The organism is Roseivivax sp. CAU 1753 (assembly GCF_054482575.1).
Genome location: NZ_JBTLRF010000001.1, coordinates 996,047 through 1,010,936, shown reverse-complemented (window position 1 = coordinate 1,010,936; position 14,890 = coordinate 996,047). Strand labels below are relative to the sequence as shown.

16 protein-coding genes and 1 other RNA gene are annotated in these 14,890 nt (G+C 67.5%); 7 read left to right on the top strand and 10 right to left on the bottom strand.

Going from position 1 to position 14,890, the window contains the following annotated elements; all coding sequences use genetic code 11:
• Positions 1–5: 5 nt before the first annotated feature.
• Positions 6–1,088: a phospho-N-acetylmuramoyl-pentapeptide-transferase gene (mraY, locus tag ACXYMN_RS04580; RefSeq protein ID WP_459012270.1), complete on the top strand. Its 1,083-nt coding sequence runs from the start codon at positions 6–8 to the stop codon at positions 1,086–1,088.
• 61 nt (positions 1,089–1,149) lie between these two features.
• On the top strand, positions 1,150–2,553 hold the full coding sequence (gene murD, locus ACXYMN_RS04575) for a UDP-N-acetylmuramoyl-L-alanine--D-glutamate ligase (RefSeq protein ID WP_459012269.1): 1,404 nt from the start codon (positions 1,150–1,152) through the stop codon (positions 2,551–2,553).
• Here murD and ACXYMN_RS04570 read toward each other — a convergent pair.
• Together ACXYMN_RS04570 and ACXYMN_RS04565 are read right to left on the bottom strand one after the other, a co-directional pair.
• Positions 2,526–3,212: a hypothetical protein gene (locus ACXYMN_RS04570; RefSeq protein ID WP_459012268.1), complete on the bottom strand. Its 687-nt coding sequence runs from the start codon at positions 3,210–3,212 to the stop codon at positions 2,526–2,528. The genes murD and ACXYMN_RS04570 overlap by 28 nt on opposite strands.
• Before the next feature lie 119 nt (positions 3,213–3,331).
• Positions 3,332–4,516 (bottom strand): BaiN/RdsA family NAD(P)/FAD-dependent oxidoreductase, encoded by a 1,185-nt coding sequence (locus tag ACXYMN_RS04565; RefSeq protein WP_459012267.1) that lies wholly within the window; start codon positions 4,514–4,516, stop codon positions 3,332–3,334.
• 138 nt (positions 4,517–4,654) lie between these two features.
• Between ACXYMN_RS04565 and ACXYMN_RS04560 the strand changes: the two genes are divergently transcribed.
• The 5 genes from ACXYMN_RS04560 to ACXYMN_RS04540 all read left to right on the top strand — a co-directional run bounded on the left by ACXYMN_RS04560 (position 4,655) and on the right by ACXYMN_RS04540 (position 7,753).
• On the top strand, positions 4,655–5,386 hold the full coding sequence (locus ACXYMN_RS04560) for an alpha/beta fold hydrolase (protein ID WP_459012359.1): 732 nt from the start codon (positions 4,655–4,657) through the stop codon (positions 5,384–5,386).
• 103 nt (positions 5,387–5,489) lie between these two features.
• Positions 5,490–5,893, top strand: an RNA gene (gene rnpB / locus ACXYMN_RS04555) — RNase P RNA component class A.
• Between the two features lie 102 nt (positions 5,894–5,995).
• Positions 5,996–6,163, top strand: a complete 168-nt coding sequence (rpmG, locus tag ACXYMN_RS04550) for a 50S ribosomal protein L33 (RefSeq protein WP_007799108.1) — start codon at positions 5,996–5,998, stop codon at positions 6,161–6,163.
• A 117-nt stretch (positions 6,164–6,280) separates the two neighbouring features.
• Positions 6,281–6,790 (top strand): GNAT family N-acetyltransferase, encoded by a 510-nt coding sequence (locus tag ACXYMN_RS04545; RefSeq protein ID WP_459012266.1) that lies wholly within the window; start codon positions 6,281–6,283, stop codon positions 6,788–6,790.
• Between the two features lie 90 nt (positions 6,791–6,880).
• Positions 6,881–7,753 carry a formate/nitrite transporter family protein gene (locus tag ACXYMN_RS04540; protein ID WP_459012265.1) on the top strand — a complete coding sequence of 291 codons (873 nt, stop codon included), beginning with the start codon at positions 6,881–6,883 and terminating at the stop codon, positions 7,751–7,753.
• A 20-nt stretch (positions 7,754–7,773) separates the two neighbouring features.
• On the opposite strand, the gene ACXYMN_RS04535 is transcribed toward ACXYMN_RS04540, so the two are convergent.
• The 8 genes from ACXYMN_RS04535 to ACXYMN_RS04500 form a co-directional block, all read right to left on the bottom strand.
• Entirely contained in the window at positions 7,774–8,349 is a 576-nt protein-coding gene (locus tag ACXYMN_RS04535; RefSeq protein WP_459012264.1) for a DJ-1/PfpI family protein, read from the bottom strand.
• Between the two features lie 187 nt (positions 8,350–8,536).
• Positions 8,537–9,010, bottom strand: coding sequence for a hemerythrin domain-containing protein (locus ACXYMN_RS04530; protein ID WP_459012263.1), 474 nt, complete (start codon positions 9,008–9,010; stop codon positions 8,537–8,539).
• 158 nt (positions 9,011–9,168) lie between these two features.
• Complete coding sequence (locus ACXYMN_RS04525) at positions 9,169–10,098, bottom strand: AEC family transporter (RefSeq protein WP_459012261.1); 930 nt, start codon at positions 10,096–10,098, stop codon at positions 9,169–9,171.
• Between the two features lie 17 nt (positions 10,099–10,115).
• The gene (locus ACXYMN_RS04520; RefSeq protein WP_459012260.1) at positions 10,116–10,916 is read right to left on the bottom strand and encodes an MBL fold metallo-hydrolase; all 801 of its coding nucleotides are present in this window, start codon (positions 10,914–10,916) and stop codon (positions 10,116–10,118) included.
• A complete protein-coding gene (locus ACXYMN_RS04515; RefSeq protein ID WP_459012259.1) occupies positions 10,916–11,719 on the bottom strand; it encodes a TatD family hydrolase in 804 nt (267 codons plus the stop codon). Before ACXYMN_RS04515 ends, ACXYMN_RS04520 begins: the two co-directional genes overlap by 1 nt.
• Before the next feature lie 172 nt (positions 11,720–11,891).
• Entirely contained in the window at positions 11,892–13,037 is a 1,146-nt protein-coding gene (locus tag ACXYMN_RS04510) for a DNA polymerase III subunit delta' (protein WP_459012258.1), read from the bottom strand.
• On the bottom strand, positions 13,034–13,666 hold the full coding sequence (gene tmk / locus ACXYMN_RS04505) for a dTMP kinase (protein WP_459012257.1): 633 nt from the start codon (positions 13,664–13,666) through the stop codon (positions 13,034–13,036). The genes ACXYMN_RS04510 and tmk overlap by 4 nt, the downstream gene beginning before the upstream one ends.
• A complete protein-coding gene (locus tag ACXYMN_RS04500; RefSeq protein WP_459012256.1) occupies positions 13,663–14,862 on the bottom strand; it encodes a D-alanyl-D-alanine carboxypeptidase family protein in 1,200 nt (399 codons plus the stop codon). Before ACXYMN_RS04500 ends, tmk begins: the two co-directional genes overlap by 4 nt.
• Positions 14,863–14,890 lie beyond the last annotated feature (28 nt).

Genomic DNA, 14,890 nt, shown 5'->3' with positions numbered 1-14,890 from the left:
ACCTCATGCTATACTGGCTGGCCGACTTGTCGGACGGGGGCGGCGCGTTCAACCTGTTTCGCTACATCACCTTTCGCGCCGGTGGCTCTTTTCTGACGGCGCTGGTCTTCGGGTTCCTGTTCGGGCAACCGCTGATCAACGTGTTGCGACGCAGGCAGGGCAAGGGCCAGCCGATCCGCGACGATGGCCCCGAGGGGCATGTGGCCAAGGCCGGAACGCCGACCATGGGGGGGCTTCTGATCGTCGGCGCGCTCTTGAGCTCGACGCTGCTCTGGGCGCGGCTTGACAATCCATTCGTGTGGCTGGTGCTGTTCGTGACCATGTCCTACGCGGCCATCGGCTTTGCGGATGACTACGCCAAGGTCAAGAAGCAGACCTCGGCGGGGGTATCGGGCCGGGTCCGGCTGGGACTGGGCTTTCTGATCGCCGGGATCGCGGGGTTCTGGGCAAGTCTCTATCACCCCGAGGCATTGACCGGACAGCTGGCCTTTCCGTTCTTCAAGAACTTCCTGCTGGATATGGGCATTCTCTTCGTGCCTTTCGCGATCATCGTGATCGTGGGGGCGGCCAACGCCGTCAACCTGACCGACGGGCTGGACGGGTTGGCGATCATGCCGGTGATGATCGCGGCGGGCACGCTGGGGATCATCGCCTATGCGGTGGGGCGGGTCGACGTGACCGAGTATCTCGATGTGCATTACGTCCCGGGCACCGGCGAGCTGCTGATCTTCACGGCGGGGATCTTCGGCGGCGGTCTGGGCTTTCTGTGGTACAACGCGCCGCCCGCGGCGGTGTTCATGGGCGATACCGGATCGCTGGCGCTGGGCGGCGCGCTGGGCGCCATCGCGGTGGCCACCAAGCACGAGATCGTACTGGCCATCGTCGGCGGGCTGTTCGTGGTCGAGGCGCTGTCGGTGATCATCCAGGTGCTGTATTTCAAGCGCACCGGCAAGCGTGTCTTCCTGATGGCCCCGATCCATCACCACTACGAAAAGAAGGGCTGGGCCGAGCCGCAGATCGTAATCCGGTTCTGGATCATCTCGTTGATCCTGGCGCTGATCGGGCTGGCGACACTGAAGGTGCGTTGAGCGGGCCAGGCGCGCCGGGCGCTTGAGACATGACAGGCAGGCAAGGGCAAGGGACGCGCGCATGATACCGGTGCATGGTTATGAGGACGAGAAGATCGGCATCCTGGGCCTCGGGCGCAGCGGGTTGTCCACTGCGCGCGCGCTGCGCCAGGGCGGGGCGCTGCCGATCGTCTGGGACGACATCCCCGACGCGCGCATGGCCGCCGCCAGGGAAGGCTTCGAGATCCGCGCGCTGGCGGATACCGGCGCGCTGCACGACCTCACGCTGCTGGTCACCAGCCCCGGCATTCCGCATCTTTACCCGGCGCCGAACCCGGTGATCGCGGCGGCTTTCGCGGCGGGGGTGCCGGTCGACAACGATATCGGGCTGTTCTTCCGCGCGCTGGGCGCGGGAGACTGGGACGGTTTCGACGTGCCGCCCAAGGTCATCGCGGTCACCGGGTCGAACGGCAAGTCGACCACCTCGGCGCTGATCCATCACATTCTCGACGCGGCGGGCCGGGACGTGCGGCTGGCGGGTAATATCGGGCGCGGTGTGCTGGATATCGATCCGCCGGGCGAGGGCGGCGTGGTGGTGCTCGAGTTGTCGTCCTACCAGACCGAACTGGCCCGGGCGCTGACGCCGGATGTGGCGGTCTTCACCAACCTTACGCCCGATCATCTGGACAGGCACGCAGGGCTTGGCGGCTATTTCGCGGCCAAGCGGCGGCTGTTCTCGGAGGGCGGGCCGGATCGCGCGGTGATCGGCGTCGACGAGCGCGAGGGGCAGTTCCTGGCCAATCAGCTGTCGACCGCGCGCAGCGACGACCGGGTGATCCGCGTGTCATCGGGGCAGAAGCTGACCGGGCCGGGCTGGCATGTCTACGCGCGGAAGGGGTATCTTTCCGAATGGCGCAAGGGGCGGCAGGTGGGGTCGATCGACCTGCGCGACATCGCCGGGCTGCCGGGCGCGCATAACCATCAGAATGCCTGTGCGGCCTACGCCGCCTGCCGCAGCCTCGCGCTGGGGCCGCGCCAGATCGAGGCGGCGCTGCACACCTTCAGGGGCCTGCCGCATCGCAGCCAGATCGTCGCCGAGCGGGACGGCGTGCGCTTTGTCAACGACAGCAAGGCGACCAACGTGGATTCCGCGTTGAAGGCGCTGCAGGCCTTTGACCGGGTGCGCTGGGTCTGTGGCGGGCTGATGAAAGAGGGCGGTCTGGGCGCGCTTGAGCCGGGGTTCGGCCATGTCGCCAAGGCCTATGTGATCGGTCGCGAGGCGGCGCAATTCGCCATGGGTCTGACGGGGCTGGATGCCGAGGTCTGCACCGATATGGCGACAGCGGTGGCCCGCGCGGCGGAAGATGCGCGCCCGGGCGAGGTGGTGTTGCTGGCACCGGCTGCGGCCAGCTTCGATCAGTACGACAACTTCGAGCAACGCGGCGACGACTTCGCGGCTCAGGTCGCCCGGGTACTTGGCGGCTGACGCAGCGTCCGCAGATGCCCGGCGGCCAGCGCCTCGGGGTGGACCGCGCCCAGTTGCGCCGGAACCTTCGGCAGTTCCAGAAGCCGCGCGATGGCGAAGCGGTGCATCGCGCCGCCGGACCGGATCAGGGTGCCGTCGCGGCCCACATGCACAAGGATGCCGCCATGTTCGCGCCGGTAGCCGGCGGGCGTTTCGCTGCGCGGTGACAGCCCGTTGCGCCGGGCGTCGTGCCAGAGCGTATCGAGCCTTGCATAGCGCGCATCGAGGTCGGCCTGGCTGTTCAGCCCGTCGGGGCGCTTGCCGGCGGCGATTTCGCGCAGCAGGCGGGCATAGATCGGGGTTTCGGACCAGGGCACGCCCTGAACGAAATGCAGGCGACAGGACTGCGCCTTTTCGGTCTCGGTCCAGGGGGCGCGGTCGAGGTCCCAGTCGCCGGGAATGACCTGGCCGGAATTGCCACGCCGCAGCGGGCGGGCCTTCTGGCCGGTGTAGAAATGATTGACCGCCAGCGGATCGACCCAGATGCATTCATCGCTGAGCGGCGCGTCCGGGCCGTATGTCAGGCGGTTCGTGAGGTCGCGCAGGGCTTTCTGCGGCACCTGCGCATCGAGCGCGCGCCGCAGGGCGGCCAGGGGGGAGGTCGAGGTGCGGCGGGACATGTGCTGAGGGTGGCCTTGCTGGCGGAAGGTTTCAAGGTGGTGCGTCGACCGATGGGGGGATGCCGGGGCGCATGGTCCGGCGCAGGCAAGCGGGCGCGAGGGCGGTTTTCCCATCGGGGTCAGTCGGACCGTGCGGCAATTGCCCGACCCGCCGCCCAGCCCGAGGACCAGGCCCACTGGAAATTGTAGCCGCCCAGCCAGCCGGTGACGTCCACCGCCTCGCCGATCATGTAGAGGCCGGGCAGCTGCGCCGACATCATGGTCTGCGACGAGATCGCGTCGGTGGCGATGCCGCCCAGCGTCACCTCGGCGGTGCGATAGCCTTCGGACCCGCCGGGACGGACCTGCCAGGACTTCAGCGCGGTCTCGAGCGCGGCGATGCGCGGACCCGAAAGATCGCCCAGACGTCCGGACAGATCGAGGCTGTCGCCCAGATAGGCGACCAGACGTTGCGGCAGGTGGCGGGCCAGTTCGGTCGCGATCTGTTTCTTGCCGTCGCTTCGGCGCTTGTCGGACAACAGGGCTGCCAGCGACCTACCGGGCAGCAGATCGAGCGTCAGGCTGTCGCCTTCGCGCCAATAGCTTGAGATTTGCAGGATCGACGGCCCCGACAATCCGCGATGGGTAAACAGCAGCGCCTCGTCGAAACCGGTGCCGTTGCAGGCCACCCGCGCGGGGCATGCCACCCCCGAGAGCGGCTTGAACCGCCCGTCGGGAAAGGTCAGCGGCACCAGCCCGGGGCGGGTTTCGCAGATGGCATGTCCAAAGCGCGCGGCGATGTCATAGGCCAGGCCGGTGGCACCCATCTTGGGGATGGACTTGCCGCCGGTGGCCAGCACGAGGTTGCGCGCGGTGATGCGGTGGCGCGTGCCCTCTTTTTCGAGGATGGCGGTGAACACCCCGTCCGCATGGGTCAGGTCGATCAGCGCCGTACGCAGCCAAAGCTCGGCCCCGGCGGCGGCCATATCGTGACGCAAGAGGGCGATGATGTCTTTGGCACTGGAATCGCAGAAAAGCTGCCCGAGCGTCTTTTCGTGCCACGGGATTCCGGCTTCGGACACGCGGGCGATAAAATCCCATTGCGTGTAGCGCGACAGGGCGGATTTCGGAAAGTGCGGGTTTTGGCCCAGGTAGCGGTCGAACTGGATATCGAGATTGGTGAAATTGCAGCGCCCGCCGCCCGAGATGCGGATCTTCTCGCCCGGAGCTTTTGCGTGGTCGATCACCAGAGTGCCCGGCCCGGCATGGGCGGCGCACATCATGCCGGCGGCACCGGCCCCGAGTATGAGCGTGTTGACCTTCATGTCGCGCGGAAAGCACGGGCCGCGGCTTTTCGCAAGGGTCGCGGCCGCGCGAGGCTGGCCCGGGGCGCCGGATTTGCTACGCTCTGTGTCAAAGCGCCGCGAAACAGGCGTGCCGAGCAGGAAGTCCCAGCCGTGAACATGCCGTTGCGCAACGCTGAACCGACCGAGGCCCTGGTGATGATTCCGGGTCTGGGCACCGATGCCCGGCTTTTCGATCATGCCATCGCCCGGCTGTCGCAGGACCGGCCCGTGACCCTGGCGCTGCCGGTACGCGGCGAACGGGTCGAGGATATCGCCGCGGGCATCCTTCCGCACCTGCCGCCGCGCGTGGCGCTGGTCGGTCACGGGCTGGGCGGGATTGTCGCGCTGGAACTTTTGCGCCGCATCCCCAAGCGGGTGGCGCGGCTGGCGCTGATCGCCTGCAAGCCGTTTCCCGAAACCCCCGCCGAAGCGGCGGACCGCGAGACGCGGATGATCGCGTTGCGCGCCGGGCGGGTCGCCGATTGGGTGAAGGCCGAGTTCGGCGCCTCGGTGCCCGGCGATCCGGCGACGCGCACGGCGATCCTGGGGCGGCTGACGGCGATGGCGGAAACGCTGGGCCCCGAGGCGGTTCTGCGCCAGTCCCGCGCGCTGCAACGGCGCGGCGACTACCAGGGCGTGTTGCGGCGCTGCGCCGCCCCGATCGCCTTCATCTGCGGCGATGCCGATCCGATCAACCCGATCCGGCGGCAGGATGTGCTGGCGGGGCTGGTGCCGGACGCGACCCTGACGCGGATCGACGGCGCGGGGCATTTCCCGATGCTGGATGCGCCCGATGCGGTGACTGCCGCGCTCGAGGCCGCGCTGGAGGCGCCGTTTGTCCTGCGCTGAGCGCGCGCGGCGCTGTCCGGTGCGCCACGATCTGGCTGCACAGCACCCCGGATCGCACCCGCACGATTGACCGCGCCGCCGCACCGGCCTATGCCCCGCATGCGCGGAGGGCTGGACGGCCGCTTTGCCGGGGCAACCCGGTTGAGAGGAAAGTCCGGACTCCCTGAGGCAACGGTGCCGGGTAACGCCCGGGCAGGGCAACCTGACGGAGAGCGCCACAGAAAACAGACCACCGCCGGGCAACCGGCGGCAAGGGTGAAACGGTGGGGTAAGAGCCCACCGGGGGACTGGCAACAGGACCCGCACGGCAAGCCCCACCGGGAGCAATGCCAAATAGGGACCCCGCGCGGGCTGATCCTTTCGGGGATATCGCCGCAGGGCCGCTTCAGCCCGAGGGGTCCGGGTTGGCAGCTAGAGCCGGATCGCAAGATCCGGCCCAGAGGAATGGTCGTCTGGGGCGGGGCAACCCGCCCGACACAAAATCCGGCTTACAGGCCCTCCGCGCATGATTTCCGACGCCCGCCGGTTGACTCGGGTGCGCGCGTCGGTAAAAGGCGGGCTTCAAGGATTTCACGGGCCCCGTGCCGGTCCGTTGCAGGAGACACGACCATGGCGAAGCCGACCACCATCAAGATCCGCCTGAACTCGACCGCAGGCACCGGCCACTTCTACGTGACCAAGAAGAACGCCCGCACCATGACCGAAAAGATGACGGTCCGGAAATATGACCCGGTGGTGCGCAAGCATGTCGAGTACAAGGAAGGCAAGATCAAGTAAGAGTGCCTCTTGTTTGACGCCTGACCGCGCCGTCCGTACCCCGGGCGGCGTTTTTTCTGGGCATGACGCCGGTTCCGCGTATCCTTGACCTCCATGGCAGGAGGAGGAGCCGCGCCAATGAGCATGATCGATCCGTTCACCATCCGTGTGGCGGAAGCCTCGGATTTCGCCGCCGTCGACCGGCTTTTTTCAGACAGCTACCCGGTCTTGCTCAGAGAGGCCTATGCGCCCTCTGTGCGGGTCGCGGTGATGCCGGTCATTTCGCGCGCGCAGCCCGATCTAGTGCGCTCGGGCACATTCTTTCTGGTGCATCGCGGCTGCCGTCTGCTGGGGGCGGGCGGATGGACACGCGCGGCACCGGGCAGCGGCTGCGAGACGCCCGGCACGGGCCATGTGCGGCACGTGGTCAGCGACCACAGGTTCCAGCGTCAGGGCATCGGCCGGCGGCTTCTCGATTACCTGATGATCAACGCGCGCGGGCAGGGGTTGAGCGCGCTCAGCTGCCTTTCGACGCTGAACGCGGTGCCGTTTTACAAGGCCATGGGCTTTGCCGAGGTGGGGCCGGTCAATGTGCCGATGACCGCCGGGGTGGCCTTTCCCGCCGTGCGCATGCACGCCATATTGTAGTGTGCGAGGGAACCGGACCGGCTTTGACCGGTTCCTCCATCACAGACCCGATGCCCCGATGGCACCGGGCGTTTGGCGTGAAGGGCTGACATGAGCAACGAGACGGACCGCGAGGTCGAAGACAGCCGCGCCGACAAGGAGATCTATTCCCGCGAAGAAGCGATCCAGATCGCCAAGCACCGCGCGCTGGCCCCCCGGGCCGTCTACGAGGTGATCAACCTCGAGGGTCGCGAAGAGCTCAAGCGTCCGCTGTGGTCGCTGTGGTGGTCCGGTATCGCCGCCGGGATCTGCATTTCGACTTCGGTCCTGGCCGAGGGCATCCTGCACACGATGTTCGAGGGCCACCCCTATCAGGCGGCGATCGAGAACATGGGCTATTCGGTGGGCTTCATCCTGGTGATCCTCGCGCGGATCCAGCTGTTCACCGAAAACACCATAACCGTCGTGCTGCCGGTGCTGAAGGAGAAGTCGCTGAGCATGCTGAGCTGCGCCGCGCGGCTTTGGGGGGTCGTGTTCGCGGCCAACATGGTGGGCACCTTCATCGTGGCGCTGCTGACGATCCACGGCGGCACGGTGGTGCCGGAATATGTCGCGGGTATGAAGGCGATCTCGCATCACTTCTCGGATTACTCGGCGCTGGAGGCGTTCAAGTACGGCATCCCGGCGGGGTTCTTCATCGCCTCGATCGTGTGGATGCTGCCGTCGTCCGAAGGCTTCGAGATCTTCGTGATCTTCCTGTTCACCTATCTGATCGCGATGGGCGAGTTCACCCATGTGGTCGCCGGGTCGAACGAGGCGTTCCTGCTGATGCTGGCAGGCGACATTTCGGCGGCCAAGGCGGTCTTCGGCCTGATCCTGCCTGCCTTCCTGGGCAACGTGCTGGGCGGCACCGGACTGTTCGCGCTGCTGGCCTATGGCCAGGTCGCATGGGAGATCGACCCCGAGACCAACGGCCGGAAGTAGTGCTGTCGCGCCGGGTGCCGTCAGGCGTGCTCGGCCGCCATCATCGCCCGGAAGGCCGAGACGGCCTCGGGCGCGAGGCCTGCGCTTTCGAACACCGCGGCGGTGAACGACACCGGGGCAGTTCCGGGGGCGGTGATGATCCTGTCCGACACGACGGCTGCCGCGCTGTGGCGATACCGGGCGGCAACGTCATAGCCCCGGGCATGGGTCGCAAGAAAGCCAAGATCGTTCGAGGTGTGCGGCGTGGCGTCCAGCAACCCCGCGCGCGCCAGCGCCAGGGTGCCGCCACAGATACCCGCGATCACAGCGCCGCGGTCATGCAGCGCGCGCAGCGGGGCCGCGATATCGGGGGCGTCGGCGGTTTCCCAGATCATGCCGCCGACCACCACCACGACGTCCGGCTGCGCGTCGGCCAGATCGTCGATGCCGCGGGAGACCTGAGCCATCAGCCCGCCCTGTGACGCGACCAGGCCCGGTTCGGTGGCGTAGAAATCAACTTCGAGCCCGTAGAACGGCCCGCCTGTGCCGGCAATCAGGGCATATTCCCAATCGGCAAATCCGGGCGAAACGAGGATGGCGATCTTGGGCGTGGTCATCGGGCGGCTCCGGTTCGGGCCGTCAGAGGCAAGCGCACCGCCGGAGCGATGTCAACCGGCGGAGGGGACGCCCGTATGCGCCGGGCCGCGCGGACGCAGACACAAAAAGGCCGCGCGTCCCGATCAGCAGGATGCGCGGCCCGGCAGTTGCGTGGCCCGGGGCGTGGCAGGACGCCCCGGCGTAAGATCAGTCTTCGAGCGAGTCTTCGCGCTTCTTGTCGACGAGCTTCAGTTCTTCCTGCTTGCGCTCCTTGAAGCGTTCGCCGTAGCCCTTGATCTCGTCCTCGGGGATGACCTCGCGGGCGCGACCGAAGACGTCCTTTTCTTCCTCGTCCATGTGGTGCTCGTAATCGTGCTTGAGCGTCTTGAACTTGTTGAGCCAGCCCGAACTCGACATGTCCATATCGTTCAGCTCTTCCATCAGGGTGTCGAGTTCTGCGTGCTCTTCGACCGAGTGGCGGGCGCTGTCCTGGCCCCAGGTCTTCGACATCAGCTTGGAATAGAAGGTCTCTTCCTCGGCGGCGGCGTGGCTTTTGACGTCGTAGTAGAATTCCTTCCATGCATCGACCCGCGCATCGCTGGCACCGGACGTGTCGGCGATCTTGTTCAGAAGGGTGCGGTGCTGGTCGTGATCGGCTTTGATGGCGTCATAGATGGACATGGGCGGTCTCCTGGCGGTGATGGTGCGGAACCATGCGCAACGGGCATGGGCATGACTGACCGACATGCGCGGCGGTCACGGGCCGAGGTTCATAACCCGCGCCCGTCGCGCATGTGGTGCTGCGGGTCAACGTGCCAGTGGGCGTCGGGTTCCCGGGCTCAGGGCAAAAGCGCGAGCCAGACCCAGGTGGTCAGCACCGACAGGCCGGTGGCCAGCAGCACCGAGGACGCGGCGACGCGTCGGGCGCGCCCGTACATGTTGGCGAACACATAGGCATTGATGCCCGGGGCCATCGCGGCGGTAATCACCGCCGAGCGGAATTCCGGCACCGAGAGGTCGAATAGCGACCCCAGCGTCCAGGTGATCGTCGGATGCAGGACCAGCGTGACGACGCAGATGAAGGCGATGATGCGGAGGTCGCCCTCGGGGCGGTAGCGGTAGAGCACGCCGCCCATGCCGAAAAGCGCTGCGGGCAGGGCGGTGCGCACCATCATGTCGAGCGCTTCCTCGATCGGGGCGGGCAGGCCTAGGTCGAGCAGGTTGAAGCCCGCCCCGAGCAGGATCGCGATCACCAGAGCGTTGCGGAACATGGCCTTGAGCACGGTGACGGGAAGCGCCGCGGCAGAGGCCCCGCGTGCCCGCGCGATCTCCATCGCGGTGATGCCGATGCCGTAGCAGAACGGCGAGTGCAGGGCGATGATGGCGAAGTTCGCCTCGAGGGCGGTGGACCCGTAGGCGCGTTCGGTAATCGCGAGGCCCAGCAGCAGCGAGTTGGCAAACAGGCAGCAAAAGCCGATGGCGACCGCGTCTTCCCAGTCGCGCCGGAAGACATAGCGGCCCGCCAGAAGCCCCAGCGTGAAGCCCGTGGCCGACCCGGTATAGAACGAGATCAGCAGCGCCGGATGGAAACTGCCGCCCAGATCCAGCGTCCAGATCGCGCGGAACAGCAGGCAGGGGATGGCAAATTGCTGGGTGAAGACCATCAAGCCGTCGACGGCACCGTTCGACAGCAGGCCGCGCCAGGTCGCGACATAGCCCGCACCGATCAGCACGAAAACCGGCAGGATGACGTCCAGCAGAGCCTGCATGCGCCGCTCAGCCCGGCTCAGAGCGCATAGCGGATGACCATGCCGTCAAAAGCCGGGGTGACATGGTCGGGGGTTTCAGCGTCGACGGTGTCGTAGTCGAGGTCGATATGCATGTTGGTCAGCACGGCACGGCGCGGGCCGACCCGTTCGATCCATTCCAGCGCCCGGTCCAGATGGGCATGGGTCGGATGCGGCTTGCGGCGCAGCGCGTCCAGCACCCAGCAATCGAGGTCCTGCAGCACCGGCCAGCTGGCCGCGGGGATCGCGGCCACGTCGGGCAGGTAGGCAAGGTCCGCCACCCGGAAGCCTAGCGCGTCGATTGAGCCGTGATTGACCTCGAACGGGGTCAGCGTGACGTCGCCACCGGCCCCCTGAATGGTGAAGGGACGGTCATAGATGGTGTGCATGTCGAGGATCGGCGGATAGGGACTGTCGGCGGGCTGGGTGAAGGCATAGCCGAAGCGCGAATAGAGACTGTCCTGGGTGGCGCCGTCGGCATAGACCGGCAGCCGCGCGCGCATGTTGAAGACAATCATGCGCAAATCGTCAATGCCGTGGACGTGATCCGCATGGCTGTGGGTATAGACCACCGCATCGAGCGTGCCGATGCCCGCGCCCAGAAGCTGTGCGCGCAGGTCGGGAGAGGTGTCGACGAGGACGCGGGTCACGCCCGCATCGGTTTCGCGCTCGATCAGCATGGAGCAGCGGCGGCGGGTGTTCTTCGGGTTTTCCGGATCGCAGTCGCCCCAATGCCCGCCGAGACGCGGCACGCCCCCCGAGGAGCCGCAGCCGAGGATGGTAAAGCGCAACTCGGCCATCACGCGGCCTCGGGATACTGCGCGGCCTTGGCGAACAGGCGGTCGAAATTGGCCTCGGTCCGGGCGGCGAAATCGGCATAGTCCATACCGAAAAGCTCGGCTCCGACGCGGGCGGTGTGAACCGTGTAGCCCGGCTCGTTGCGCTTGCCGCGATAGGGCGGCGGGGCGAGATAGGGGCTGTCGGTCTCGACCAGGATGCGGTCCGGCGAGGCGGTGGCGAAGATGGCGCGCAGGTCGCGGCTTTTGGGAAAGGCGGCGATGCCGGACATCGACAGGTAGAAGTCCATCGCCAGCGCCCGGCGCGCCAGTTCGGCCCCGGACGAGAAGCAGTGCATCACGCAGGTATAGGGCTTGCGGTTGAACCCGGCCTCGAGGATGTCGGCGATGTCGTCATCGGCATCGCGCGCGTGGATGATCAGCGGCAGCCCGGTTTCCTGCGCCGCCGCGATGTGGATGCGCAGCGATTGCTGTTGGATGTCGGCGCTGTCGGCGGTGTAGTGATAATCGAGGCCGGTTTCGCCGATGCCGACGAATTTCGGATGCTGCGCGCGTTGCACGAGGTCGTCGACCGATGCCAGCGGTTCGTCGGCGGCGCTCATCGGGTGGGTGCCCGCGGCGTAGAAGACCGACGGATGTGCCTCGGCGATGGCGCGAACCTGCGGTTCCTGGCGCAGCCGGGTGCAGATGGTGACCATGCGGTGCACGCCGGCGGCTTCGGCGCGCGCGATCACCGCGTCAAGCTCGGCGTCGAAATCCGGGAAATCGAGGTGGCAGTGGCTGTCGGTGATGCGTGGCTCGCTCATGGACACTCCGTGGGCCGGGGCGGGTTCGTGCGTCGGTATCTAGGATGGCGTTGACAGGGTCAAGGTGGCGGGGCGGCGCGCCCTTGCCGTGCGGGCGGCAGGCGGTGGCGATGTGGGAATGCGTATTTGGAAAATGGAAAGGCTGGCAGGGCGGCGTTTTCCGGGAGGCGGCTCAGCGGAGGATGGCGGCGGCGGTTTCGCGCATCTTCATCACCGTATCGAAGACCAGCGAGGCCGGATCGACATTGACGGCGCGGCCGTGCCGGGCGCGATCGGCGGCGATCTGGGCGATGTCGGCCCAGGCGCGTCCGGCGGCGGGGTCCGGGGCCAGGCGGGCCAGCAGACGCGCCTCCTGCGGTGCCGCGGCGCGGGCCGGGGCGGCGCCGGTGACACCGGTGCGGGCGAGCCGGGCGAAGGCCAGGTCGGCAAGGGTGAAGAACAGGTCGAGCCGGTCTTCGCGACCGCGCTGGGCGAGGCTGTCGGCAAGCTTGAGCGCGCGCGGGCGGTCAAGTTCGGGCAGGCTGGCCATCACGTCCATGAGGCTGGCATAGAGCGCCAGACCGTCCAGACCGGCGAGCCGCATCGCCGCGCCGACGGAGCCTGCCGAAAGCTCCGACAGGGCGTCGGTTTCCTGCGGCGACAGCGTGGCACCGGCCTGGTCGAGCGCGGATTTCATGTCATCCGGCCCGAGCGCGGACAGGCGCAATTCGCGGCACCGCGAGCGGATGGTGGGCAGCAGTCGGGAGGGTTGATGGCAGACCAGCAGGATCACCGTGCGGGCGGGGGGTTCCTCGAGCAGTTTGAGCAGGGCATTGGCGGCGTTTACGTTCATGTCGTCGGCGGCATCGACGATCACCACGCGGCGTCCGCCATCGGTCGAGGACAGGGCGAAGAACGACTTGAGCTTGCGCACCTGGTCGACGCGGATCTCGGTCGCCAGACGGTCGCCCTTGTCGTTGGGGCCACGTGTGAGGGCGAAGAGGCCCGGCTCCGATCCGGCCCGGGTGCGGCGCATGACCGGGTGATCGGCATCGATGTCGAGCGTGACGGGGGACGGGGCAGGGCCGAAGAGGCCGTCGCTTGCGCCGTCGGCAGAGACATCGGGGGTCGCCAGCAGGAAGCGCGCGATGCGCCAGGCCAGCGTCGCCTTGCCGACACCCCTGGGGCCGATCAGCATCCAGGCGTGGTGCAGCCGCGCGCCGTTGAACGCGTCGAGAAAGGCGGTCTCGGCGGCGTCCTGGCCGATCAGTCGCAGCGTCTCACGCGGGTGCGGCGCGCCGTCGACCTGGGTCGGATCGGGCAGCGAGACGGTCTTCATGCGGTCAGGTCCAGATGCGCGGTCACCGCGGCGACCACATCGGCCTGCACCGCATCGGGCGCGCGGGCCCCGTCGATGACCGCGAACCGCGCCGGGTGCGCGCGGGCCAGATCGAGAAAGAAGGTCCGCACCTCCTGCTGCATTGCAAGTCCAAAATCCTCGAAGCGCAGTTCCGGACCGCCACGGTCCTCGGCCCGCGCCAGCGCCGCTTCGGGATCCATGTCGATGAGCAGCGTCAGATCCGGCTCCACCCCGATGACCAGATCGTGCAACCGGTCCACCATGTTGCCGAGGCCGCCACGGGTCCGGCCCTGATAAGCGCGGGTGGAATCGGCGAAACGGTCGCAGATCACCGTGGCCCCGCGCCGCAGCGCGGGCCAGATCGTGCGTTCGAGATGGTCGCGGCGCGCTGCGGTAAACAGCAGCAACTCGGTCTCGGCGGACCAGCGGTCCGGATCGCCTTCGAGGACGAGCTTGCGGATCTCCTCGGCCCCGGGGGAGCCGCCGGGTTCCCGGGTCATCACCACGTCACGGCCTGTATCGGCGAGATGCGCCGCCAGTCGCCGCGCCTGCGTCGACTTGCCCGACCCGTCGATGCCCTCGAAGCTGACGAAGGTGCCGCGTTTCACGTGGCGTCGGCGTCCGCACTGGCGTCGGTCTGACCGGTGTCGCCATTGTCGAGAACGCGCCCCACCAGGACACCTGCGACGGTCATGACGCGGTCGACGAACCCGGCACCGGGCACGTCCGTCGCGGCCACCAGCGGCACCCGGTGCTCGGGCAGGCCCTCGGGACGGATGATCAGTTCGGCCAGCTTCTGACCGGCCTTGATCGGAGCCTTGAGCGGGCCGGTATAGACCACCTCGGCGACCAAGGGGGCACCGGTCAGGGTCGGGATCAACAGGGTGACGTCAGCTTCGGTGACCAGCCCCACCGTTTCGGAGGCGCCCATCCAGACATCCGCCTCGGCCAGGGTCTTGCCACCGGTCACCACTTCCTTTTCGGCGAACTGGCGGAACGCCCAGTTGACGATGGCTTCGCTTTCCTCGGCCCGGGCGCGTTCGCTGTCGAGGCCCGAGATCGCGAAGATCACCCGGCGGTCGCCCTGCCTGGCCGACCCGACAAGCCCGTAGCCCGCTTCCTGCGTGTGGCCGGTCTTGAGCCCGTCGGCTCCGATCCCCAGCCCCAGAAGCGGGTTGCGGTTGAGCACGTTCTGCGGCGCACGCCCATCGAACGCGAAGCGCTGTTCGGCGAACATCTTGTAGAAATCCGGGTAGTCGGTGATGATCCGGTTGGCCAGCAGCACCAGATCGCGCGTCGACATCACATGGCCGGACGCGGGCCAGCCGTTGGAGTTGCGGAAGGTCGAATTGGTCATGCCGATCTGCTGGGCGCGGCGGGTCATCAGGTCGGCGAAGCCGCGTTCGGTGCCGTCGGGCGACAGCGCCTCGGCGATCACGGCACAGGCATCGTTGCCCGAAAGCACGATGATGCCGCGCAACAGGTCCTCGACCGAGACGCGGTCCGTGGTATCGAGAAACATCGTCGAGCCGCCATAGGACATTGCGTGGCTCGAGACCGGCAGACGTTCATCGAGCGAGAGGCGTCCGTCGCGGATCGCCTCGAATGCCATGTAGAGCGTCATCAGTTTCGACATCGAGGCGGGCGGCAGGGCGTCGTCGGCGTTCTTGGCCAGAAGCACGGTCCCGGTCTTCTGGTCGAGCACGAAGGCCGCGCGGGCCGAGGTGTCGAAAGCAAGGGCAGTCGAGGCGGCCAGGACAAGCGCCACGGCGGCACCGACAAGGGTCTTGAGGCGTGAGGTCATGGGGCAGCTCCAGAACCTGGGGAACAGG